Source organism: Thermobacillus sp. ZCTH02-B1 (assembly GCF_002159085.1).
Classification (GTDB): Bacteria; Bacillota; Bacilli; order Paenibacillales; family Paenibacillaceae; genus Thermobacillus.
Genome location: NZ_LZRU01000009.1, coordinates 198,682 through 220,904, shown reverse-complemented (window position 1 = coordinate 220,904; position 22,223 = coordinate 198,682). Strand labels below are relative to the sequence as shown.

The 22,223-nt window shown below is 65.6% G+C and carries 15 protein-coding genes; 8 read left to right on the top strand and 7 right to left on the bottom strand.

All coding sequences use genetic code 11. The features are described 5' to 3' along the window. Window positions 1-11 precede the first annotated feature (11 nt). The 6 genes from A9Z00_RS02635 (at window position 12) to A9Z00_RS02610 (ending at window position 13,124) form a co-directional block, all read left to right on the top strand. The gene (locus tag A9Z00_RS02635; protein WP_296974042.1) at window positions 12-3,704 is read left to right on the top strand and encodes a dynamin family protein; all 3,693 of its coding nucleotides are present in this window, start codon (window positions 12-14) and stop codon (window positions 3,702-3,704) included. Between the two features lie 252 nt (window positions 3,705-3,956). Continuing rightward, on the top strand, window positions 3,957-5,729 hold the full coding sequence (locus A9Z00_RS02630; protein WP_296974040.1) for an ABC transporter ATP-binding protein: 1,773 nt from the start codon (window positions 3,957-3,959) through the stop codon (window positions 5,727-5,729). 116 nt (window positions 5,730-5,845) lie between these two features. Then, on the top strand, window positions 5,846-7,615 hold the full coding sequence (locus A9Z00_RS02625; protein WP_296974718.1) for an ABC transporter ATP-binding protein: 1,770 nt from the start codon (window positions 5,846-5,848) through the stop codon (window positions 7,613-7,615). Window positions 7,616-7,957: 342 nt separating this feature from the next. Further along, entirely contained in the window at window positions 7,958-9,931 is a 1,974-nt protein-coding gene (gene parE, locus A9Z00_RS02620; protein ID WP_296974038.1) for a DNA topoisomerase IV subunit B, read from the top strand. 14 nt (window positions 9,932-9,945) lie between these two features. Beyond that, window positions 9,946-12,402, top strand: coding sequence for a DNA gyrase subunit A (gene gyrA / locus A9Z00_RS02615; RefSeq protein WP_296974037.1), 2,457 nt, complete (start codon window positions 9,946-9,948; stop codon window positions 12,400-12,402). A 278-nt stretch (window positions 12,403-12,680) separates the two neighbouring features. After that, window positions 12,681-13,124, top strand: a complete 444-nt coding sequence (locus A9Z00_RS02610) for a MarR family winged helix-turn-helix transcriptional regulator (RefSeq protein ID WP_296974035.1) — start codon at window positions 12,681-12,683, stop codon at window positions 13,122-13,124. A 14-nt stretch (window positions 13,125-13,138) separates the two neighbouring features. Here the strand turns inward: A9Z00_RS02610 and A9Z00_RS02605 are convergent, their stop codons facing one another. From A9Z00_RS02605 to A9Z00_RS02595, 3 genes are read right to left on the bottom strand one after another with little or no spacing between them, the layout of a single operon-like run. Beyond that, window positions 13,139-14,449 (bottom strand): CapA family protein, encoded by a 1,311-nt coding sequence (locus tag A9Z00_RS02605; protein ID WP_296974033.1) that lies wholly within the window; start codon window positions 14,447-14,449, stop codon window positions 13,139-13,141. Further along, complete coding sequence (locus tag A9Z00_RS02600) at window positions 14,446-15,201, bottom strand: RluA family pseudouridine synthase (RefSeq protein WP_296974031.1); 756 nt, start codon at window positions 15,199-15,201, stop codon at window positions 14,446-14,448. The genes A9Z00_RS02605 and A9Z00_RS02600 overlap by 4 nt, the downstream gene beginning before the upstream one ends. Continuing rightward, entirely contained in the window at window positions 15,198-16,067 is an 870-nt protein-coding gene (locus A9Z00_RS02595) for a class I SAM-dependent methyltransferase (RefSeq protein WP_296974029.1), read from the bottom strand. The genes A9Z00_RS02600 and A9Z00_RS02595 overlap by 4 nt, the downstream gene beginning before the upstream one ends. Before the next feature lie 361 nt (window positions 16,068-16,428). Between A9Z00_RS02595 and A9Z00_RS02590 the strand changes: the two genes are divergently transcribed. Continuing rightward, a complete protein-coding gene (locus A9Z00_RS02590; RefSeq protein WP_296974028.1) occupies window positions 16,429-17,706 on the top strand; it encodes a methyl-accepting chemotaxis protein in 1,278 nt (425 codons plus the stop codon). A 203-nt stretch (window positions 17,707-17,909) separates the two neighbouring features. On the opposite strand, the gene A9Z00_RS02585 is transcribed toward A9Z00_RS02590, so the two are convergent. The 3 genes from A9Z00_RS02585 to A9Z00_RS02575 all read right to left on the bottom strand — a co-directional run bounded on the left by A9Z00_RS02585 (window position 17,910) and on the right by A9Z00_RS02575 (window position 20,851). Continuing rightward, window positions 17,910-19,829: a glycosyl hydrolase family 18 protein gene (locus A9Z00_RS02585; RefSeq protein WP_296974025.1), complete on the bottom strand. Its 1,920-nt coding sequence runs from the start codon at window positions 19,827-19,829 to the stop codon at window positions 17,910-17,912. Between the two features lie 266 nt (window positions 19,830-20,095). Further along, window positions 20,096-20,374, bottom strand: a complete 279-nt coding sequence (locus A9Z00_RS02580; RefSeq protein ID WP_296974024.1) for a YxcD family protein — start codon at window positions 20,372-20,374, stop codon at window positions 20,096-20,098. A gap of 3 nt (window positions 20,375-20,377) precedes the next feature. Further along, the gene (locus A9Z00_RS02575) at window positions 20,378-20,851 is read right to left on the bottom strand and encodes a hypothetical protein (protein ID WP_296974021.1); all 474 of its coding nucleotides are present in this window, start codon (window positions 20,849-20,851) and stop codon (window positions 20,378-20,380) included. A 126-nt stretch (window positions 20,852-20,977) separates the two neighbouring features. Here A9Z00_RS02575 and A9Z00_RS02570 point away from each other — a divergent pair, with 126 nt between their 5' ends. Next, window positions 20,978-21,520: a DUF309 domain-containing protein gene (locus A9Z00_RS02570; RefSeq protein ID WP_296974018.1), complete on the top strand. Its 543-nt coding sequence runs from the start codon at window positions 20,978-20,980 to the stop codon at window positions 21,518-21,520. Window positions 21,521-21,648: 128 nt separating this feature from the next. On the opposite strand, the gene A9Z00_RS02565 is transcribed toward A9Z00_RS02570, so the two are convergent. After that, complete coding sequence (locus A9Z00_RS02565; protein WP_296974016.1) at window positions 21,649-22,221, bottom strand: beta-class carbonic anhydrase; 573 nt, start codon at window positions 22,219-22,221, stop codon at window positions 21,649-21,651. Window positions 22,222-22,223: the final 2 nt, after the last annotated feature.

The window sequence follows — 22,223 nt, the reverse complement described above, 5'->3', positions numbered from 1 at the left end:
AGGAGACAAACGTGGGGAAACAGACGGAGTTTTTGTCGCGGATCGAAGGCGCGATTGCGGACATTCGGGAACGGATGCTCGAGGCCGGAGACGCCGTGCACGCGGAGCGGATCGGCGACCTGATCGGCAGGCTGTCGGAACCGCTTGCGCTGGCGGCGTTCTGCGGCCATTTCTCGGCCGGCAAATCGACGCTGGTCAACCGGCTGTGCGGCGCCCGGCTGCTGCCGTCCAACCCGATTCCGACAAGCGCGAACGTCGTCACGATCCGGCACGGGGAGCCGAAGGCGGTCGTCCGTGCGGTGCGGGACGGCAGGCGCGAAGAGCGGATCGTGCCGATTGAAGAATTGGAGGCGTATTGCCGGGACGGCGAAGGCGTCGAATCGGTCGACATCACGTATCCGGCCGCGACGCTGGAAGGCGGCCTCGCGCTGCTTGACACGCCGGGCATCGACTCGACGGACGAGGCGCACAAGCGGGCGACGGAGTCGGCGCTGCATCTCGCCGACGTCGTCTTCTATGTGATGGACTACAACCATGTGCTGTCGGAGATCAACTTCGAATTCGCGAAGCGGCTGGCCGAGCGCGGCAAGCCGCTCGTGATGATCGTCAGCCAGGTGGACAAGCACCGCGAGGCGGAACTGCCGTTCGCGACCTACCGCGAAAGCGTCGAGGCGGCGTTCAACGACTGGAACCTGAAACCGGACGCGATCCTGTACATTTCCAACCGCCGTCCGGATCATCCCCTGGACCAGTTCGAAGCGCTCAAGACATTGCTGGCCGGCATCGCCGGCATGAAGGATGCGCTTCGCATCTACGGCGTCCTGAGCTCGGCCCGGCACCTGATCGCCGAACACGGCCGCTGGCTGGAGGAGCGATCCGAAGGGGAGCGGAGGCGGCTCATCGAAGCGGCGGGCGGCGAAGAAGCGATGCAACGGGCGCGGGCCGGACTGGAGGCGCTTCAGCGGGAGCTGGAGGCGCTTCGGCAGGAACCGGAGGCGCTCAGGCTCAGGCTCCGCCGGGAAGCGCAGTCGTTGCTGGACCATGCGCACCTAATGCCCGCGGCGGTGCGGGAACTTGCCGCGGCGATGCTGGAAAGCAGGAAGCCGGGGTTCCGCGCCGGTTTTCTGTTCACGGGCGCGAAGACCGCGGCGGAGAAGGCGAATCGGATGCGGCGGTTCGTCGAAGAGGTGAACGCCCACGCGAAGGCGGCGGAATGGCACCTCAAGGCGATGCTGCGCCAGGCGGCCGAACGGCTCGGCTGGCGGGGCGAAGCGGTCGAGCGCGAACTGATCGATCCGGTCGGATACGAACTGACGGAGGCACAGGCGGAAGCGCTGATCAAGCCGGGCGCGGTGTTCGGCGACGAGTACACGATGACGTACAGCCGGGATGTGGCGGACGCGGTGAGGGCCGCGTACCGCGAGCGGACCTGGGCGGCCGTCGACCGGCTCGCGGAAGCCGCCGCCGTGCGCGCGGAACAGGCGGCGGCCGCCGCAGCCGGACGGCTCAAGGAACTCGAGGTTCAGGCGCGCGCGGTTCGGGAACTCGAAGCGCTCGAGGCGGAGCGGCTCGGGGCGATCGCCCGGCTGGAAGCGCTGCTGCCGGAGACGCCCGCGCGTCCGGAGCTGCCGAAGGTGGAACCGCCGCACGCGGTGCCGGCTCCGGCGGCGGAGCGGGCGCCGCTGCGCCCGGGAGTGGATTTGTCCGCCGCGGGCGCCGGGGGCGAAACCGCGCCCGGACCGGCGGATCATCGGCCGCGGCCGGCCGGCATGCCGGGCGCTGACGACGGCGCGCTCGGGCCGCAGCGCCGCGCGGCCGCCCGGCTGCGCGAAGCGGCGGCGATCCTCGGATCGTTCAAGCCGCTCGAGGGCGCGGCGCAGGCGCTGTCGGCCAAGGCGGAGCGGCTCGCCGGAGGCAGGTTCACGATCGCGCTGTTCGGCGCGTTCAGCGCCGGCAAATCGTCGCTTGCGAACGCGCTGATCGGCCGTCCGGTGCTGCCGGTCTCGCCGAACCCGACGACGGCGGCGATCAACCGGATCGTTGCGCCCGGACCGGGCGATCCGGACGGCACCGCGCTCGTCACGATGAAGACGCGCGAGCGGATGACGGAGGACGTGCGCCATTCGCTGGCGATGCTCGGCCTCGGCGACGAGGCCGGAGACGCCCGCGAGCTCGACGAACTGCTCGAACTGGCGAAGCGTCTCGATCCGGACCGGCTTCATCCCGGCGGAAGGCCGCATTTCGCGTTCCTGAAAGCGGCCCGTACGGGAATCAAACGGTGCGGGCCGCTGCTCGGACAGCGGCTGCGCGTCGACGCCGGGACGTACCGCGAATACGCGGCGGACGAGACGCTGTCCTGCTTCGTGCAGGAGATCGACCTGCATGTCGACAGCCCGCTTACGGCGCAGGGCATCGTGCTGGTCGATACGCCGGGCGCCGATTCGGTGAACGCGCGGCACACCGACGTCGCCTTCCACTACATCCGGAACGCGGACGCGATCCTGTTCGTGACCTATTACAACCACGCCTTCTCCCAGGCGGACCGGCGGTTCCTGACGCAGCTCGGACGGATGAAGGACCAGTTCGAGCTCGACAAAATGTTCTTCATCGTCAACGCGGCCGATCTGGCCGCCGACGAGGCGGAGCTCCGGGGCGTCCTCGCGCACGTCGGGGAGAACCTGCTGAAGCACGGCATCCGGAATCCCCGGCTGTTCCCGGTGTCGAGCCTCGCGGCGCTGGACGCGAAGCTTCGCGGAGAATCGGACGAATCGTCCGGCATGCCCGCGTTCGAGCGGGCGCTGCATGCCTTCGCCGCGGAAGAGCTCGGCGGGATGGCGCTGCGCGCGGCCGAATCGGAGCTGGAGCGGGCGGCGGGCACGCTCCGGCGTTGGCTGGACGAGGCGCGGCAGAGCGAAGCGGTGCGGCGCAGCCGGCTCGAGGCGCTGCAGGTGCGCGTCGCCGAAGCGGCCGAAGCCGTCCGCGGCGCGGCGGCGCGCGCGCCGTTCGAGCCGCTGCGCCAGGAACTCGGCGAGCTGCTCCATCATGTGGAGCGCCGCGTCATGTTCCGGTTCGGCGAGATGTTCGGACTTGCGTTCCATCCGTCCGCGCTCCGGGACGACGGCCGCGACCTGAAGCGCGCGTTCGCCTCGTGCTGGGAGGAGCTGCGCCACGCGATCGGCATCGAGCTCAGGCAGGAGCTGCAGGCGACGTCGCTGCGCATGGACAACGCGCTGCGCGCGTTGTCGGCGCGGTTCCACGAAGCGGAGGCGGACCGGCTCAAGCGGGAGCTGGACGGCTTCAACCCGGGACCGTTCGAATGGAACCGTGAGACCCCCGTGCCGGACGACGGCGGCTGGACGACGGATGCGGTCGATCCGAAGCGGCTCTGGAGCCTGTTCCGGAGCCCGCGGAAATTTTTCGAGCAGGGCGGCAGGGAAGAGCTGAGGGCCGAGCTTGAGCGCCGGCTGGAGCCGGAAATCCGGCGCTGGATGGAGGAGCGGGCCGACGCCTGGGCCGGAGCCTACGAGGCGGCCTGGCGCGCGGCGGTCGCGGCGGCCGCGGAGCATCTCGCGCAAGAGCTCGGCGCCTTCGCCGCCGGATCGGAAGCGGCCCTGGCCGGCGAGGCGCGGCCGGAAGAACTGCGCGCGATGCTGGAACGGCTCGAAGTGCTGCGGAACGAAGAGGCGGCATTTATCAAAATTTGAACCTATTCTTACATGTTTAAAACCGGCACCCGTGCGAACGGGCGCCGGTTTTTCCTGTTGCGGGAGCTAACGGGAGAACGGCGCACTTTTCCGGCGCGTTTCGGAAGATTGGGGCGCAACGGTTCACCCATATACCGGGATTCAGGGGGTAAACCCGGAATTTCGCTCGACACCATGTTTGCCACCCCGCGGAACCGGCTGGTAAGATGCTTTCATACTTGCAACTTGAACGAAGGCGGGGAACCTGACCAGTTGGACGTCTTCAGGCAATTGAAAGCATATTACTGGCCGCACCGCGCGCTGCTGTTCGTGTCGATCGGCGCGCTGGTGTGCGTCACGGCGCTCGGCCTCGTCCAGCCGTATCTGATGCGGGTGCTGATCGACGACATCATCATGGCCGGCGAATTCGAACTGGCGCCGACCCTGGCGCTGGCGATCGTCGGCGTTGTCATCGTGAAGGCGTCCATGCAGTTTCTGCACGGCTTTGCGGGCGGAAGGCTCGGGAACCGCGTGGCCTACAACCTGCGGAACGCGCTGTACAGGAAGCTGCAATATTTGCCCTTCCAGTACTACGATACGGCCAGGACCGGAGACCTGATGTCGCGGCTGACCGGTGATCTCGACGCGATCCGCCATTTCGTCGGCTTCGGCTTCGCGCAGCTCCTCAACATGTTCCTGATGGTCGGCTTCGGCGGCGCGATGCTGCTGTCGATCCACTGGCAGCTCACGCTCGTCACGCTCGTCTCGATGCCGCTGCTTGCCATCGTCGCGCTCCGGTTCGAGCGGGCCGTCCATCCCGGATTCCGCGACATCCGGCTCGCGATGAGCCGGATGACGACGGCGGTCCAGGAGAACATCGCCGGCGTGCGGACGGTCAAGTCGTTCGCCCGCGAACCGTATGAAATCGGGAAATTCACGGAGCTCAACGGCTCTTGGCGGGATAAGCAGCTGAGGGTTGCGTCCCTGTGGGGCCGGTACTTCCCGGTGATGGAAGTGCTGGCGAACGTCTGCGTCGTCATCCTGCTCGTCTACGGCGGATCGCTGGTCATCCGGGAAGACATGACGCTCGGCAAGCTGGTTCAATTTTTCAGCATGGTCTGGTACATCATCGGCCCGCTGTGGGGACTCGGCTTCCACATCAACAACTATACCCAGTCGAAGGCGTCCGGCGAACGGGTGCTCGAGATTTTGAACCAGCCCGTCCAAGTGAAGGACGCCGAGGACGCGATCGAGCTGGATCCCGCGGCGGTGCAGGGACGCGTGCAGTTCCGGAACGTCACGTTCCGCTATCCGGACAAGGCGCCGGCGATTCTTGATTTCAACCTCGACGCGAAGCCCGGATCGGTGATCGGCCTGCTCGGCGGAACCGGTTCGGGCAAGTCGACGGTCGTCCAGCTCCTGATGCGGGCGTACGACGTGAAACAGGGCGAGATTCTGCTCGACGGCGTCGACATCCGCAACATCCGGCTCGAAAGCCTCCGTTCCCTGATCGCGGCGGTCTTCCAGGAAACCTTCCTCTTCTCCGCGTCGATCCGGGACAACATCGCATACGGCGCGCCGGAATGCACGATGGACGACATCGTCCGGGCCGCGAAGCTGGCGAAGGCGCACGATTTCATCATGGAGCTGCCGCAAGGGTACGACACCGTCGTCGGCGAGCGCGGGCTCGGCCTGTCCGGCGGACAAAAACAGCGGATCGCGATCGCGCGGGCGCTCGTCCGGAATCCGCGCATTCTCATCCTGGACGACGCGACGAGCGCCGTCGACATGGAGACCGAGCGTAAGATCCAAGAGAATCTGAGGGAAGCGATGGCGGGGAGGACGACGTTCATCATCGCGCACCGCATCGCGTCGCTCCGCCATGCGGACGAGATCCTCGTGCTCGACCAGGGCCGGATCGTCCAGCGGGGGACCCACGACGAGCTGATCGCCGTTCCCGGCCCCTATCGCGATATGTACGACATCCAATACGCCGACCGGCCGGACATCGATCCGGTCGGGGCGGAAAGAAGGGTCGCGAAGTGAACGACAGTCGAAGCGGAAGCGGCCGCGCGGCGGCGCCCGGCGCGGACCGCGGACGGCCGGGCGACCGGACGGATGCGGCCGGGGCCCGGCACGAACGGTTCGTCTACCAGGACGACGTGCTGATCGAGAAGCCGTTCAACTGGCCGCAGCTCGTGCGGCTTCTCGGATACATGAAGCCGTACCGGAAACAGCTGCTTCCGGTCATGCTCGTCACGATGCTGCTCGGCACGCTGACGAGGCTGACCATTCCGTCGCTCATCGCCTTCGCGATCGACGAGGCGATCGCGCCCGCAAGCGGCGAGCCGAGCCTCGGGAAGCTGTATCTGTTCGGCGCCGCGGCGCTCGCCCTGTACCTGATCCAGTGGGCGACGAACGTATACCGGATCCGATACACGAACATGATCGGGCAGCGCGTCATTTTCGACCTGCGGCGCGATCTGTTCACCCACATCCAGAAGCTGTCGTTCCGCTTCTTCGATCAGCGGCCGGTCGGCTCCGTGCTCGTCCGGGTGACGAACGATATCAACGCGCTGCAGGAGCTGTTCACGAACGGCGTCGTCAATCTGGTCATGGACTGCGTCCAGCTCGCCGGCATCGCCGTCATGCTGCTCGTACTGCATTTCAAACTCGGCCTCGCCGTCATGATCACGGTGCCGCTCATGTTCATCGTGTCGTCCTCGCTGCGCAGGCGGATCCGCTTCGCCTGGCAGGACGTCCGGATCAAGCAGTCGCGGCTGAACGCGCACCTGAACGAGTGCATCCAGGGCATCCGCGTCACGCAGGCCTATGTGCAGGAGAAGGCGAACATCGACTATTTCGAACAGATGAACACGAAGAACCGGCTGGCCTGGAACAAGGCGTCCGCGCTGAACCAGACCTTCGGTCCGGTCATCGAGGTGACGGCCGCCGTCGGCACGCTGATCCTGGTCCTGTACGGCTCCTGGCTCGTGCAGACCGGCGCGATCACGGTCGGGCTGCTCGTGGGCTTTGCGAACTACATCGGCAATTTCTGGGAGCCGATCAACCGGCTCGGCCTCATGTATTCGCAGCTCCTGATCGCGATGGCATCCTCCGAGCGGATCTTCGAGCTGCTCGACGAGAAGCCGGCGGTCGCGGAACGGCCGAACGCGCGGCGGATGCCGGAGATCCGCGGCGACGTGACGTTCGAGGACGTCTTCTTCGAATACGAAACCGGCCGTCCGGCGTTGCGCGGCGTAAGCCTCGGGGCGAAGGCGGGGCAGACGATCGCGCTCGTCGGCCACACCGGTTCGGGCAAGAGCACGATCATCAACCTGCTCTGCCGCTTCTATGATCCGGTGCGGGGCCGCGTGCTCATCGACGGTGTCGACATCCGGGACGTGACGCTTGATAGCCTGCGTTCGCAGATCGGCATCGTGCTGCAGGACACGTTCATTTTCTCCGGCACGATCCGCGACAACATCCGCTACGGCCGTCCGGACGCGACGGACGAGGAGGTCGAAATGGCGGCGCGGGCGGTGCACGCCCACGATTTCATCATGAAGCTGCCGCAGGGGTACGACACCGAGGTGCAGGAGCGCGGCAGCGCCCTCTCGATGGGACAGCGCCAACTGATCTCGTTCGCCCGCGCGCTGCTGGCCGATCCGCGCATCCTCATCCTCGACGAGGCGACGGCGAGCATCGACACGGAGACGGAGCGGAAAATCCAGGAGGCGCTGAAAACGCTGCTGACGGGCCGCACGTCGTTCATCATCGCGCACCGGCTGTCGACGATCCGCCACGCGGACAACATCATCGTGCTCGATCACGGGCGCATCGTCGAGCAGGGAACCCACGACGAGCTGATGCGGAAGCGGGGAGTCTACTTCGGATTGATCGAGGCGCAGTACCGTTTTCTGTCGGCATGAGGCGCCGTTCCGCCCGTCGGGAACGGGATCGGGCCGTCTTGCGGACGTCCGCGCGTCCGCGGGGCGGCTTTTTTTATGCGTGGAACCCATCTTATGGATGACATAATGCATATTATGTAAACTAATTTTCTGACAATGGCTCGTCATTCGGATGCCCTTCGGACGCCCGCGGCAAACGGTGTCCGCCTCTGCCGGGAAGTGCGCCACGGGCTGTCCGGCTTTACGAAACCGGATATAATGAATTACAATAAAGCTTGTTTGCCGCGCACGGGTTCGCGGCGCGCAAGCGGCCGCAGGCGCAGCGACATCCGCCGGGCCGCAGATTGGCGAAGGAGGGCGCGCATGGCGGAACAACTGGAACTGTTCGCGGATGCGGGCTCCGGACGGGAACGCCGTTACGATGCGGACGACATCCAGGTGCTGGAGGGCCTGGCGGCGGTCCGGAAACGTCCGGGCATGTACATCGGCAGCACGTCCAGCTCCGGCCTGCATCATCTCGTCTGGGAGATCGTGGACAACGCCGTCGACGAGCATTTGGCGAAGTCCGCGACCGAGATCAACGTCATCATTCATCCCGACAATTCGGTGACGGTCATCGACAACGGCCGCGGCATCCCGACCGGCATGCACAAGTTGGGCGTGCCGACCCCCCAGGTCGTGTTCACGGTGCTGCACGCAGGCGGCAAGTTTGGCGGAAACGGTTACAAGAAGACCGGCGGCCTGCACGGCGTCGGCGCCTCCGTGACGAACGCGCTGTCCGAATGGCTCGAGGTCGAGATATACCGCGACGGCAAGATTCACCGCCAGCGTTTCGAATACTGGGTTGACGCCGACGGGAAGGAGCACGTCGGCGAACCGGTCACCGGCCTTGAAGTGATCGGCACGACGAAGAAGACCGGCACGAAGGTGACGTTCAAGCCGGATGCGCGCGTGTTCCACGGCAACATCTCGCTGAACTACGAGACGCTGGCCGAGCGGCTGCAGGAGATCGCGTTCCTGAACGCCGGCCTGAAGGTGACGCTGAAGGACGAGCGGACCGGCCGCGAGGACGTCTTCCTGTACGAAGGCGGCGCGAGCCAGTTCGTCGCGTTCCTCAACGAAGGAAAGAACGTGCTCACGGACGTCATCCATTTCTATGCGGAGCGCGACGACATCGAGGTCGAGGTGGCGCTGCAGTACAACGACGGCTACACCGAGACGATCGCATCGTTCGTGAACTCGATCCCGACCCGCGGCGGCGGCACCCACGAGACCGGATTCAAGACGGCCTACACGCGGGTCATGAACGAATACGCGCGCAAATGCGGCCTCCTGAAGGAGAAGGACAAAAATCTCGACGGCGCCGACCTGCGCGAAGGGATGATCGCCGTCATCAACGTGAAGATGTCCGACGTCGAATTCGTCGGGCAGACGAAGGACCAGCTCGGCAGCGCTTCGGCGCGCAGCGCGGTCGACGCGGTCGTCTCCGACAAAATGTCCGTCTTCCTCGAGGAGAATCCGCAGGTCGCGCAGCAGCTGATCCGGAAGGCGATCCTGGCGGCGAAGGCGCGCGAGGCGGCGCGGAAGGCGCGCGAGGAAGTCCGCTCGGGCAAGAAGCGGAGCGAGGCGTCCAACCTGAGCGGCAAGCTGACGCCGGCCCAGTCGAAGGATTATCTGCGCAACGAGCTGTTCATCGTCGAGGGCGATTCCGCGGGCGGTTCGGCAAAGCAGGGGCGCGACTCGCGCTATCAGGCGATTCTGCCGCTCCGCGGCAAGCCGATGAACCCGGAGAAGGCGAAGCTGTCCGATATCCTGAAGAACGAGGAGTACCGGACGATCATCAACGCGATCGGCGCCGGCGTCGGGCCGGATTTCGATCCCGACGAGGCGAACTACAGCAAGATCATCATCATGACCGACGCCGACTCGGACGGCGCGCACATCCAGTGCCTGCTGCTCACCTTCTTCTACCGGTACATGAAGCCGCTCATCGATCTGGGCCGGGTGTACATCGCGCAGCCGCCGCTGTACAAAATCACCCGCCGGACCGGCAAACTCGAGACGGTGCGGTACGCGTGGACGGAAGAGCAGCTGCAGAATTATCTCAAGGAATTCGGCAAAAACTGCGAACTCCAGCGGTACAAGGGCCTGGGCGAGATGAATCCGGAGCAGCTCTGGGAGACGACGATGAACCCCGAGACGCGGACGCTGATCCAGGTCCGGATCGAGGACGCCGCGAAGGCGGAGCGGCGCGTCTCGACGCTGATGGGCGACAAGGTCGATCCGCGCAAGAAGTGGATCATCGAGAACGTCGATTTCACCGAGTTCGATGAATGAGGGAGAGAGACGGCATGGGCATGCCTGAACAATTTCTCCCGGCCTTCCTCGAAGAGGTCGTGAGCGACCGCTTCGGCCGGTATTCGAAATACATCATCCAGGACCGGGCGATCCCCGACGTCCGCGACGGGCTGAAGCCGGTGCAGCGCCGCATCCTCTATGCGATGTACGAAGCGGGCAACACGCCCGACAAACCGTACCGCAAGTCGGCGAAGACGGTCGGCGACGTGATGGGCAACTACCATCCGCACGGCGACGCCTCGATATACGAAGGCATGGTGCGGATGGCGCAGTCGTGGAAGATGGGACACGTGCTGATCGACGGCCACGGCAACTGGGGCTCGCTCGACGACGACCCGCCCGCCGCGATGCGATACACGGAGGCGCGGCTCTCGCCGATTGCGATGGAGATGCTGCGCGACATCGACAAGCGGACGGTGCCGTTCAGGGACAACTTCGACAACACGGCGAAGGAGCCGGTCGTGCTGCCGTCGCGCTTCCCGAATCTGCTGGTGAACGGCGTGAGCGGCATCTCGTCGGGCTTCGCGACCGAGATTCCGCCGCACAATCTGCGCGAAGTGATCGACGCCTGCATCGCGCTCATGGAAAATCCGGACCTTTCGCTGGACCGGCTGATCGAAATCGTGAAGGGGCCGGATTTCCCGACGGGCGGCATCATCATGGGCGAAGACGGCATCCGCGAAGCCTACGAGACGGGCCGGGGTCGCATCTACATCAGGGCGCGGACGGCGATCGAGGAGCTGCGCGGCGGGCGCAAGCAGATCGTGATCACCGAGATTCCGTACCAGGTCGTCAAATCCCGGCTCGTCACGGCGATGGAGTCGATCCGCCTCGAGAAGAAGGTGGACGGCATCGCGGAGGTGCGCGACGAGAGCGGACGGGACGGCTTGCGCATCGTCGTCGAGCTCAAGAAGGACGCGGACGCCGAAGGCATCCTCGCCTATCTGCTCAAGAAGACGGATCTCCAGATCACGTACAACTTCAACATGGTGGCGATCGTCCGGAAGGCGCCGCGCCAGCTCGGCCTCCGGGAGATGCTGACGGCGTACATCGACCACCAGAAGGAAGTCGTCACGAACCGCAGCCGGTTCGAGCTCGAGAAGGCGGAAGACCGCCGGGAAGTGCTCGAGGGGCTCGTGAAGGCGCTGAACATCGTCGACGACGTGATCGCGACGATCAAGGCGTCGAAGAACCGTCAGGACGCGCAGCAGAACCTGATCGCGAAGTTCGGGTTCACCGAGCGGCAGGCGGACGCGATCCTGACGCTCCAACTGTACCGACTCACCAATCTCGAGATCACGCAGCTCACGAAGGAGCTGCGCGAGACCGAGAAGCGCATCGCGTATCTGAAATCGATCCTCGCGAGCGAGAAGAAGCTGCTCGGCGTCATCAAGGAAGAGCTGCTGGAAATCCGCGAGAAGTACGGTGTCGACCGGCGCTCCGAAATCCGCCGCGAAGTCGAGGAGCTCAAGGTCGGTCTCGAGGTGATGGTCGCCTCCGAGGACGTGCTCGTGACGCTGTCGCAGGAAGGCTACATCAAGCGGACGAACCTGCTCTCCTTCACCCGGTCCGGCGGCGACATCGACAGTTCCGGCGTCAAGGAGGGCGATGTCGTCCGCCACGTGCTCGAAGTGAACACGCTCGACCAGCTGCTGCTGTTCACGCGCAGGGGCTCGTATTTCCTGCTGCCGGTTCACCAGATTCCGGAGTTCAAATGGAAGGACACGGGGACGGCGCTCGTCAACGTCGTGCCGATCCCGAAGGACGACGGCATCGCGGGGATTGTGACGGTGCGGGACTTCGGACGGGAGGATGTGTCGCTCCTGTTCGTGACGAAGCGCGGACAGGTGAAGCGGACCCCGCTGAAAGAATACCAGACGACCCGCACGGGACCGATCGCGGCAATCAGGCTCGCGGACGGCGACGAAGTCGTCCAGGTGCTGCCGAGCGACGGAAAACGGCAGCTCCTGCTCGTCACGAAGCTCGGCATGAGCATCCGCTTCGAGGAAGCGGAGGTGAGCGCGATGGGGCGCGTCGCCGCCGGCGTGCGCGGCATCGCGCTCAAGGAAGGCGACGAGGTCGCGGCGGCGCTGCTCGTGGAAGGGGACGAGGGCGAAATTGTCGTCGTCACCGACCTCGGCTGGGCGAAGCGGTCGCTGCTCCTGGACTACCCGGTGCAGGGCAGGGGAGGCCGCGGGCTCGCGACGTTCGTATTCCGCGAGGGCAAGCGCGTCCAATCGAACGGCAGCCGGCTGATCGCGGCGTTCCATTGCAAGGAGGAGGCGCGCTATACGCTGGCCTCGTCATCGGGCGCAACCTTCACGTTCCGTTCGGAGGATGCGCCGATCGAGCTCCTGCGTTCGAACGGCAAGCGCATCGCCGCGATCGACGCGAAGGATCCCGCGGTCGTCTGCTTCCGCCGGCCTGAACGGATCGGCCGGGAAGCTTGAACCGGTCCGGGTCCGCCGGCGATCACCCGCGCATCCGGAGCCTTCCGCATCCGGATCGCGGGTTTTTTTGCGCTTGCGCCCGCCTGCATCGTCCAGGTCCCGGTATTCGCCAATTCGCCGGCGCCGTTCGACGTCCGGCGGACGAACAACCTGTCGCCGGATGTCGTCGGAAGGGGAGGTGAGACGATTTACGGCGTAAATTATTAAGCCCGTTAACCTTTAATTCGACATGGGCGGCTGTTATAATGGAATCGAGGCGGATATTGGGAGGGATGGGGATGTTCGCCGCGGAATTTGCCCGTCTGTGGATGAAAATCACGAAAGACTGGAAGGCATATCTCGACGAGGCGCTCGCGCCCGCCCTGACCGAAAGCCAGCTCAACGTGCTGGAACTGCTCCTCGAGCATCAGCCGATGAAACCGTCGGACATGCTGCAATACCTGTCCACGACGCCCGCCGCCATCACGACGCTGCTCGATCGGATGGAACGGGGCGGCCTCATCGCGCGGAAGCGGGACGAGCACGATCGGCGCATCGTGTGGGTGACCGCGACCGAACGGGGCGAGCGGGAGGCGCGGCGCGGCGTGGAAATCCGCGAGCGCTACATCCAGCAGGCGCTGGACCGGATCTCCGCCCACAACCAGCAGCTGCTCATCTACCTGCTCGGCAAGATCGCCGACGAGCCGGTGATGCGGCCGGCCGCCGCGGGCGAGGGCAGGTAGGAAGCGCCGTTCCGTCACCCTTCGTGTTCCGTCCCCCTGAATGTTCCGTTTCCCTGCGTTCCGTCCGGGACGGGCAACCGTTTCCGGATCGCCCCGAGATCGTTCGCCAACCGTTCATAGTCGGCCCCGGTCAGCAGCGGATCGTTCCGCTCCTCAAGCACGCGCTCGACGGGCAGGATCCGGTAATGATTGCGGCCTTCCGCTTTGTAACGATGCACCCACGTGATGACCGGTTCCACGTCCGTCGCCCGCGTCACGCCTTCTTCCTTGCGAAGCCTGATTCGGTACAGCACGCCGTATTCCTTCGTATCCCCGCGCTGGTTCGAGATGAAATTCCCCATGGAATAGAGAATGACGCCTTGCCGCACGGAACCGTCCGCGTCCGTCGCTTCCACGATCTCGTAAGGCTGGATGACGTGCGGATGCGAGCCGGCGATCAGGTCGGCTCCGGCCGCGATCAGTCTGCGCGCCAGTCGTTTCTGCTCTTTGGACGGTTCCGTCTGATATTCCGTGCCGAAATGCAGCGCGATCGCGATATAGTCGGCGCCCGCTTCCCGGAGCGCCGCGATGTCCCGCGCAATGCGCTCCTCGTCGATCAGATCGATGAGCCAGGGCATATCCTTCGGCACCGGAATGCCGTTCGTGCCGTAGGTGTAGGCGAGGAGGCCGAGGCGGATCGCGTTGCGTTCGATGATCGTCGGTTCGGCCGCTTCCTCCGGCGAGCGGTACGTGCCGCGCGTGACGAGGCCCTGAGCGCGCAGAAACTCCAGCGTCCGCATCACGCCGGGCACGCCGCGGTCCAGCGCGTGGTTGTTCGCGGTCGTGACGATGTCGAAGCCGGCATCTTTCAGCGCAGCCGCCAGCTCGTGCGGCGAGCTGAAACGGGGATAGCCCGAATAGTCGCCATCGGCCGACAGCGTCGTCTCGAGGTTGGCCATCGCCCAGTCGGCTTCCGCGATCAGCGCCTTCACTTCGGTGAAAAAGGGGGAGAAGTCGTACCGGTTGGTGTCCGGATCGTAATACGCCGGAAGCTGCGGCATGTGCATCATGATGTCGCCGACCGCGGCGAGCAGGCCTTCCGCCGGCGTTTCCGAACCCGGCAGGCCGGGCGGGGGAACCGTGTCCGGCTCCTGCGGTGCATCCGCCTGCCCGGTCCCGGTCGAATCGCCGACCGCGCCGTTCGTTTCTTCACCGGGCGGGCGGTTCGCCGTGCCGTCGGCTTCCGGCCGGTCGGCGGGACCGAGCCATACGGCCAGCGCGAGGATGAGCGCCAAACCGGCGAGCGACATCGTCAGCCAGAGAAACGCCAGACCGCGCCTGCTCATCGCATGCCCGCCCCTTCGGGCGGGAACGCGCCGGCCGCGGCGGCCCACGCCGAATCGGGCCAGGAGGCCCAGACGCCTTCGCGCGGGGGAAGGGACCGGATCTCGAGCCATTCCTTCGCCACCGGATGGACGACGCCGATGTAGGCCGACCAGAGCGCCGCGGTGTCGTGGGCCCAGGCGCTTCCGGGAGCTCCGTATTTCCGGTCGCCGGCGAGCGGGCAGCCGATCGCGGCCATCTGCACCCGGATCTGGTGGGGACGCCCGGTGTGCAGATGGACGGCGACGAGCGCGCGGCCGCCCGAAGCGGCGACGACCGAATAGGACAGCGACGCTTCCTTCGCGTCCGGAAGCGGCCGGGAATGCGCGGTTACGGTGTTGGTCCTCGGGTCTTTGCGCAGATAATGGACGAGCGTCGCCTCGCGCGGGGAAGGCACGCCTTCCGTACAGGCGATGTAGCCTTTCACGAACGTGCGGTTCCGCACCGCTTCGGACAGCCGCGAAGCGGCCTTCGACGTCTTCGCGAGCAGCATCGCGCCGCCGGCCGGCCGGTCGAGCCGGTGCACGAGCCCGAGGAAGACGTTGCCCGGCTTGCCGTAGCGCGCCTTCAGGTCGGCCTTGACGGCCGTCAGGATGTCCGGGGCGCCGCTCCCGTCCGCCTGCGACAGCATGCCGGGCGGCTTGACGACCGCGATCAGGTGTTTGTCCTCGTACAGCACCTCGATCGCGGGCGCGCCGCCTCCCGCGGCCGTCATGACGCCTCCCAGCGGCCGAGGATGCCGCACGGCAGCACGAGGCCGGAGCGGGTGATCGGCAGTCCGATCTCGCCGGTGCTGATGCTGCCGCCGAATTTGCGGCCGATGGTCATGCGCAGCAGATTGTCGAGCACGGCGGGAGACAGGCCGGCCGTGTAGGCGTTGACGAGGACGAACAGCGGCTCGTCCGACAGAATCCGGAGGCACGATTCCAGGAGCGGGTGGAGGCTCGTCTCGAGCTTCCACATCTCGCCCCCGGGGCCGCGCCCGTAGGACGGCGGATCCATCACGATCGCGTCATACCTGCGCCCGCGCCGTTCTTCCCGGCGGACGAATTTGAACACGTCGTCCGTGATGTAGCGGATCGGACGATCCGCAAGCCCGGAGAGGACGGCGTTCTCCTTCGCCCACTGCACCATCCCCTTCGCCGCGTCCACGTGGACGACCTCGGCGGCGCCCGCCGCGGCGGCAGCCAGGGTGGCGCCGCCCGTGTAGGCAAACAGGTTGAGCAGCCGGATCGGGCGGCCGGCGCTTCGGATCTTGTCCATGATCCAGTTCCAGTTCACCGCCTGCTCGGGAAAGAGGCCGGTATGCTTGAAGCCGGTCGGCCGGATCAGAAACGTCAGCCTGCCGTACCGGATGTTCCAGTGCTCCGGCAGTGCGCGCCGGAATTCCCAATGCCCGCCGCCGGATGAGCTGCGGTGGTAGCGGGCGTGCGGATGCAGCCACTCGTCCGTTTCCCGTTCGATCGGCCAAATGATTTGCGGGTCCGGCCGGCGCAGGATGACCGTTCCCCACCGTTCGAGCTTCTCGCCGCCTCCGGCGTCAATCACTTCGTAATCCTTCCATTGATCCGCGATGTACATCGGGTTGATCATCCCCGGGTTCCGTAAGTTATTCGCCGCTGGCAGGCCGGGCGGCATCCGCCGCCCGGCCTCCCGCGCGCTTCGCAATGGCATTATTATAGCGGATCGGCGCGGGCGGGGACAATCGCGGCGCATTCCCGGCAAATCCGCTCCCCCGGGAACCGGATGCAGCCGGCGGCCGGAAAGCGCGCTTCCCGGCAGCCCAAACGGCCTCAGGATGGCGCAATATGCCGAAAGCCGCAATCCGCGTCGGACAAAAGATCCGTTTTTTCGTGACGGCATCAAGAGGGTTTCGACCGTTTTCGACGAATAAAACAGATAGTGGTACCGTTAGTGAAAAGCGTCATCGGGAGGAGTCTGCATGAAATTCAGATTCGGGATCATGAAAAAAGTCGTGCTCGGCATCACGGCAGTATCGGCGGTAACGTACGGAACCAGCGCGTTCTTCATCCTGGTGCTGATGGACTATTTCGATGAATACATATCCGAATTCTGGTTCGTCGTCATCACGCTGCTCCTCGGTATTTTCTGGACCGGGTTTCTGGGTTGGATGGCCGCGAGGTACCTGATCAAGCCGCTCCGGGCGCTCATGGAGTCGGCCAACCGGGTGGCGGAGGGCTGGCTGAATGTCGAGGTGGTGCCGCCGCGTTCCGACGACGAGCTTCGCGCGCTTGCCCTCGCCTTCGACAAGATGGTCACGCAGCTCCGCACGATCGTCGAGGGAATTTCGGAAAACTACAGGTCAACCCACCTGCATGTCCGCGAGCTCGGGAACGCGATCGAGCAGGCGACCCGTCACATCCAGAACATCACGGAACGCGTGGAGCAGATGTCCGAAGGCGCGGAACACCAGTCCCGTTCGACGTCCGTCATGTTCCGGTCGGTGGAACTGGCGTCGCAGGCCGCGAACGAGATCAGCGGGATGGCCGAAGAGGCGCAGCGTTCGGTGCAGGAGATGGACCGGACGATCCGCGAGAACGGCGAGGCGATCGAATCGCTCGTGGAAGGGATGCGGAAGATGGCCCGGCTCAACCGCGAGTCGATCGAGACCGTCCGCCGGCTGGACGAGCAGGCGAATCGGATCGGCAACATCTCCGAGGTCGTCGCCGGGATCGCCGACCAGACGCACATGCTCTCGCTGAACGCGTCGATCGAGGCGGCGCGGGCCGGCGAAGAAGGGCGGGGGTTTGCGGTCGTCGCCGAGGCCGTGCGCAAGCTGGCGCAGCAAAGCGCCGAGTCGGTGCAGGACATCCGCGGACTGATCGAGCAAATCCAGCAGGATATCCGGCGGGTCGTCGAACAGATCTCCGAACAGTACGAAGTGGCGGAGCAGGAATCCGAGCACGGCGAGAAGTCCGCGGAGGCGCTGCGCCTGATCGCCGAAGAAGCGGAAAGGGTGCGGCAGATCGTCATCGAGGCGTCGAAGCGGGCCGTGATGCAGGCGGAGCAGATGAACAGCACGCTCGCCGAGGCGCGGTCGGTCGTCGAAATCGCGGAGAAGATCCGGGACGGGGCGCAGGAAGTGTTCGCGTCGACGCAGGAGCAGTACGCGCTCATGGAGGAGATCACATCGGCGTCCGAGCAGCTGCAGAAGCATTCGACCGACCTGAAGAAACGGATCGAATTTTTCAAATCGTAAGCCGCCCGATACGGCGCGGGCCCGCGGATGACCGCGGGCCCATTTTTTGACGGATATGACGGCCCTCCGTATGGTGCCGACGGGACGGGCGGCGCGCACCACGGCCGGTTCCGCCCGATGCCATCATGGCGCGGCGCGGCCGGGACCGGCGAACGGCGGCGGCGCCGACGCGCACGGAAAGGGTGCGGGCATGTACTTGTCCGTCATTTCTGCCGGAGCAGCTTCGTCCAAAGCTCCCGCGGTTCGTAGCCGAGGCGCCAGAACGCGACGCCGGCCAGATCGTATTTCTTCGCGAGATCGACCCGCGCTTTGATCGTCTCTTCCGTCTCCATCCAGAACACGTAGGTCTGTCCGTTCCTGACGTACGTCACCTTCATCTGTCCGAACGCGGGATCGTAGACCACCCGCGCGTCGACCTCCGCCAGCAGGGCGGGGATGTCCTTCATGAAAATCGCCCGCGAATCGAGCACGTTGCCCGAGGCGTCGACCTTCCATTCCCGCACATAGAGCGGCACGCCGAGGAACAGCTTCGAGCGGGGAATCCCGTACGACAGGTAGTCGAGGATGCCCTGTTCGGTCCAGGCCAGCCCGGACACGGAACCGGGCTTTGCGCTGCCGCGCCAGTACTGGTCGTAGGCCATGATCACGATGTAGTCGACGGCTTTCCCGATCTTCTCCTGGTCATAGGCGGTCAGGTGGTTCCACGCCCTGTCGCCGCGGATCAGATCGATGGAGATTTTCATGCCCCGGGCGTGGACGGCATCCGCCAGCTTCCGCACGAAGGCGGTGAACCGGTCGCGGTCCGCCGCGGCCACTTCCTCGAAATCGACGTTGACGCCGTAGGCGCCGAGTTCGGCCAGCCGTTTGACCAGCGCGTCGATGAATGTCCGCTGCGCCGCTTCGTTGGCGAGGAACGCGCTCGTCATCTTCCGGTCGAACCCGTTGTGCACGAGCGGCATGACCTGGATGCCGCGGGACTTCAGCTCCTTCGCGAGGGCGGCGTCCGACCGGTCCTCCAGGGCGCCGTCCGCCGAGGCGAGCTGGAACCAGGTCGGCGAATCGATGTCGAGCCCCTGCGTGTTGGCGACCTGGGCCAGGATCGTGTCCTTATTCGACGAACCGTTCCATCCGAGATAGAGCAGCCGGCTCGCGTTGCTCCAGAGCACCTTGCCTTCCTCCGTTCGGATCGACGCGTTCGCGAGCTTCCGGGCGTTCCGGACGGCTTCGTCCAGCCCGTGGAACCGCCAGACTTCGCGCTCGCCCTGCCAGACGCGGTAGTACGGGACGTTCGTCCAGTACACCTTGCCGTCCCGGATCACCTCGGCTCCGGCCAGCGTCTTCGCGTAGACGACGGCTTCACGGATGGAGAAGAACCGTTTCCGCTCCTTGCCGTTCTGGAAGACGGCGTACGGCGGCACGGTCGAATGGACGACCGCCCCCGTGCCGAGGTGGACGACCTCGCTGCCCGCGATGCCGTTCGCCGCCCGGATCGCGTCGCGCAGAAAGCCGTACGGTTCGCCGACGGTTTCGCCGTTCAGGATCACCGCGTAGGCGGGCACCTTCTTCCGTTCGGCCGCTTCTTCCTCCTCCGTCAGGTTGTCCCATATCCAGTCGTTCGTGTCCAGGTCGATGATGTGCGCGTTCTTGTAGCGGTTGGCCAGCTTCTTCGCTTCCGCAAGCGTCGCGAAGGTCCAGCCGGGGAACGTCTTGTGCCCCTGGTAGACGCGGTAACGCGCGAAATTCGACTCGACCCAGCCGGGCTTCTCGAGATCGCGGATCGCGACGTCGAGCCTGCCGGCGGCCGCCCGCTTCGCCTCGTCGTACGTGCGGAACAGCATGCCCGGCTCGAGCACGCCGTCGACATAGACCGCGAATCGCGGGTAGTTGTGCCATATCCAGGTGCGGTCGGCGATCTTCTCGATGCGGCTGTACGCGTACTGCTTCGCATAGGCGATCGCCTGCGATTCGGAGGCGAATTCCATGAGCGGCTTGTCGTTCTGGTAGACGCGATATTTCGTGATGTTGGCCGCGCTCGCCGCCGCATGGGCCGCATGCGCAGCCTGCAGGCCGAGCGACGGCATCACGAGCAGCGCGAGGACCGCCTTCAGGACGCGAAGTGCCAATCCCGGTTCACCATCCTTTTTCCGGCCGTTTGGGAATCTGACAAGTTAAACGCGGTTGGAGAAGGAATGTTGCTGTGGAAAATGTTCTTTCTTGCGAGCTGCGGGAGCCGAAGGAGGGAACACGGGGCGCAAGATTGCGCTGGCGAAGACAGGTCCCCGCGGTTTCTTTTGTGCTTCGAGCACGATAAAAAAGAAAAAAAAGGACCGCCCGGTCCTCTTCCGATGAACCGGACGGCCGTCGCCGGGCGGCGGGATCGCGGCCGGCGTCACTCCGTGATGTCGGCGTAGATCTCTTCGTCCAGCCCGAGCCGGATCTGGTCGCGATACACCCGCATGCCGTATTCCGTGAACAGGTAGCGCTCGATCGCCTCGAGCAGATTCGCCTCGACGATGTACTGGCTGCGGCCGAGCACCCACACCTCGGCCGTATAGCCGTAATCCTCGTCCCACTGGAGCTGCACTTCGACGTCGGTCGGCTTCACGCCCTTGCGCTCGGCGAAATGAAGGCAGACCGCGTTGACGATCTCGTCCATCGACAGCCGCATGACTCAGTACCGTCTCCCCGTCTCGTGCGGCCGCGGGGGCCTGCGGTCGCGGAAATGGCGGTACGCGGCGCGGACCAGCACGAACAGGAAGTAAATCGCGAGCAGGTTGATCATCAGCCCGAGCAGTTCGCCCAGGAATCCCATGTGTGCGAACAGGCTGCCGAACAGGAAGCCGGCGAGGCCGCCGATCATGAGCCCCTTCAGGAAGCCGCCGTCGCCGAAGGAACCGCGCTTCGTTCCGGCGGTGCCGGCGGCGCCGGTCGGATGCGCGCCCGCCTTCGCGCCGGGGTTCGTCCCGGAATCGGCGCGGTTTACCGTGCCGGCGGGCTCCTGCGCCTTCTTCGGCTGTTCGGTGTACGTCTTCTTCGGCGCGACGAACCGGCCGCGGCGCGCGTCCGCGTCGTCGGCCGCCGCGGCGAAGAACACGGCGAATACGGTCAGCGTGAGCAACGCTTTTGTCCAGAATGAAGCCTTCATCGGTGTGTGGTGCCTCCCCGTCATTCGCTTGCTTCTGGTATCATGTTCGTATACGTCCGGGACGGGTCCCGGGTTTCATCCAATTCCGGTTCCGGCGCGAAGCCGGAACCCGGCAGGTGATCGGCCATGGCAACCTATCCGGAAGCATACCGGGATTATCTGTTCGAATTTCATGCAACGCGCGATTATTTCGAGTGCCACGAGGTGCTGGAAGCCTACTGGAAATCCCTTCCCGCCGGCGATCCGGACCGGGAGGTGTGGGTCGGGCTGATCCAGCTTGCGGTCGCGCTGTACCATCACCGGCGCGGCAACGCGTCCGGCGCGCTCAAGATGTACCGCGGCGCGGCGGCGAAGCTTCGTCCGGAGGCGCTCGACCGGCTCGGGCTGGACGGCGAAGCGGTTCGGGAGATCGCCGCCGGATCGGCGCGGCGGCTGGAGGCGGAAGGCGCCGGCGCCGCCTACCGGGCGGTCAATCTGCCGATCCGGGACGAGGCGCTGCTCAAGGAACTGAAGGAACGGGCCTTGCGCCGGGGGCTCGCCTGGGGGGCGGACGATCCGCTCGAGGACGCGATCGTCCGGAGGCACGCGCTGCGCGACCGGTCGGACGTCATCGAAGCGCGGGCGAGGGCGGCCGAAGAGCGGGCAGCCGCGCGCGGCGGGCGGCGCTGAAGCCGCGGAAGGACGGCGGAGGAAAGAACGGCGGAATCGAACCGCGGCCGGGCATTCGGAACGGTCCCGTCGATCCGCCCGTTCCGCCCGGACACGCGGCGCGATCCGGCTTCCGAAAAGCCCGTATCCTACGTCGTCCGCCCGGCATAGCCGTCCACGACGAGGTCGAGCTTGCCGGTATCGGGGTGCACGATCAGGCCGTGCACGGCCGTTCCCGGCGGCAGCAGGGGATGGCGGCTGACGATGCGGACGCTTTGCTCGACGCTTTCGCGCACGTTGTCGAAGCCCGTCAGCCAGCGGTCGAGCCGGATGCCCGCGTTTTCCAGCATCCCGATCGTCGAGTCGGGAATGCCCCGCTCGCGCATGTGACGAAGCACCGTCTGCGGATCGAGGCCGGTCATGCCGCAATCGTGATGTCCGACGATGAACACTTCGCTCGCCCGCAATTCGTAGAGCGCGATCAGAATGCTGCGCATGATGTTGCCGAACGGCTGCGTGACGATGCCGCCGGCGTTCTTGATGATCTTCGCGTCGCCGTTGCGCAGATTCATCGCGCGCGGCAGCAGTTCCGTCAGCCGCGTGTCCATGCAGGTGACGACGACCATCTTCTTGTCCGGCCAGCGGTCCGTCCGGTACGCTTCGTATTCTCGGTTCTCCACGAACCGGCGGTTGTGCTCGAGAATGGATTCCAGTCGGTTCATGG

What these genes read in the sequence shown, in the direction of transcription:
- parE (WP_296974038.1), top strand. Translation starts at nt 7,958, where the DNA reads ATGGCGGAACAACTGGAACTGTTCGCGGATGCGGGCTCCGGACGGGAA.
- gyrA (WP_296974037.1), top strand. Translation starts at nt 9,946, where the DNA reads ATGGGCATGCCTGAACAATTTCTCCCGGCCTTCCTCGAAGAGGTCGTG.
- A9Z00_RS02610 (WP_296974035.1), top strand. Translation starts at nt 12,681, where the DNA reads ATGTTCGCCGCGGAATTTGCCCGTCTGTGGATGAAAATCACGAAAGAC.
- A9Z00_RS02605 (WP_296974033.1), bottom strand. Translation starts at nt 14,449, where the DNA reads ATGAGCAGGCGCGGTCTGGCGTTTCTCTGGCTGACGATGTCGCTCGCC.
- A9Z00_RS02600 (WP_296974031.1), bottom strand. Translation starts at nt 15,201, where the DNA reads ATGACGGCCGCGGGAGGCGGCGCGCCCGCGATCGAGGTGCTGTACGAG.
- A9Z00_RS02595 (WP_296974029.1), bottom strand. Translation starts at nt 16,067, where the DNA reads ATGTACATCGCGGATCAATGGAAGGATTACGAAGTGATTGACGCCGGA.
- A9Z00_RS02590 (WP_296974028.1), top strand. Translation starts at nt 16,429, where the DNA reads ATGAAATTCAGATTCGGGATCATGAAAAAAGTCGTGCTCGGCATCACG.
- A9Z00_RS02580 (WP_296974024.1), bottom strand. Translation starts at nt 20,374, where the DNA reads ATGCGGCTGTCGATGGACGAGATCGTCAACGCGGTCTGCCTTCATTTC.
- A9Z00_RS02575 (WP_296974021.1), bottom strand. Translation starts at nt 20,851, where the DNA reads ATGAAGGCTTCATTCTGGACAAAAGCGTTGCTCACGCTGACCGTATTC.
- A9Z00_RS02570 (WP_296974018.1), top strand. Translation starts at nt 20,978, where the DNA reads ATGGCAACCTATCCGGAAGCATACCGGGATTATCTGTTCGAATTTCAT.
- A9Z00_RS02565 (WP_296974016.1), bottom strand. Translation starts at nt 22,221, where the DNA reads ATGAACCGACTGGAATCCATTCTCGAGCACAACCGCCGGTTCGTGGAG.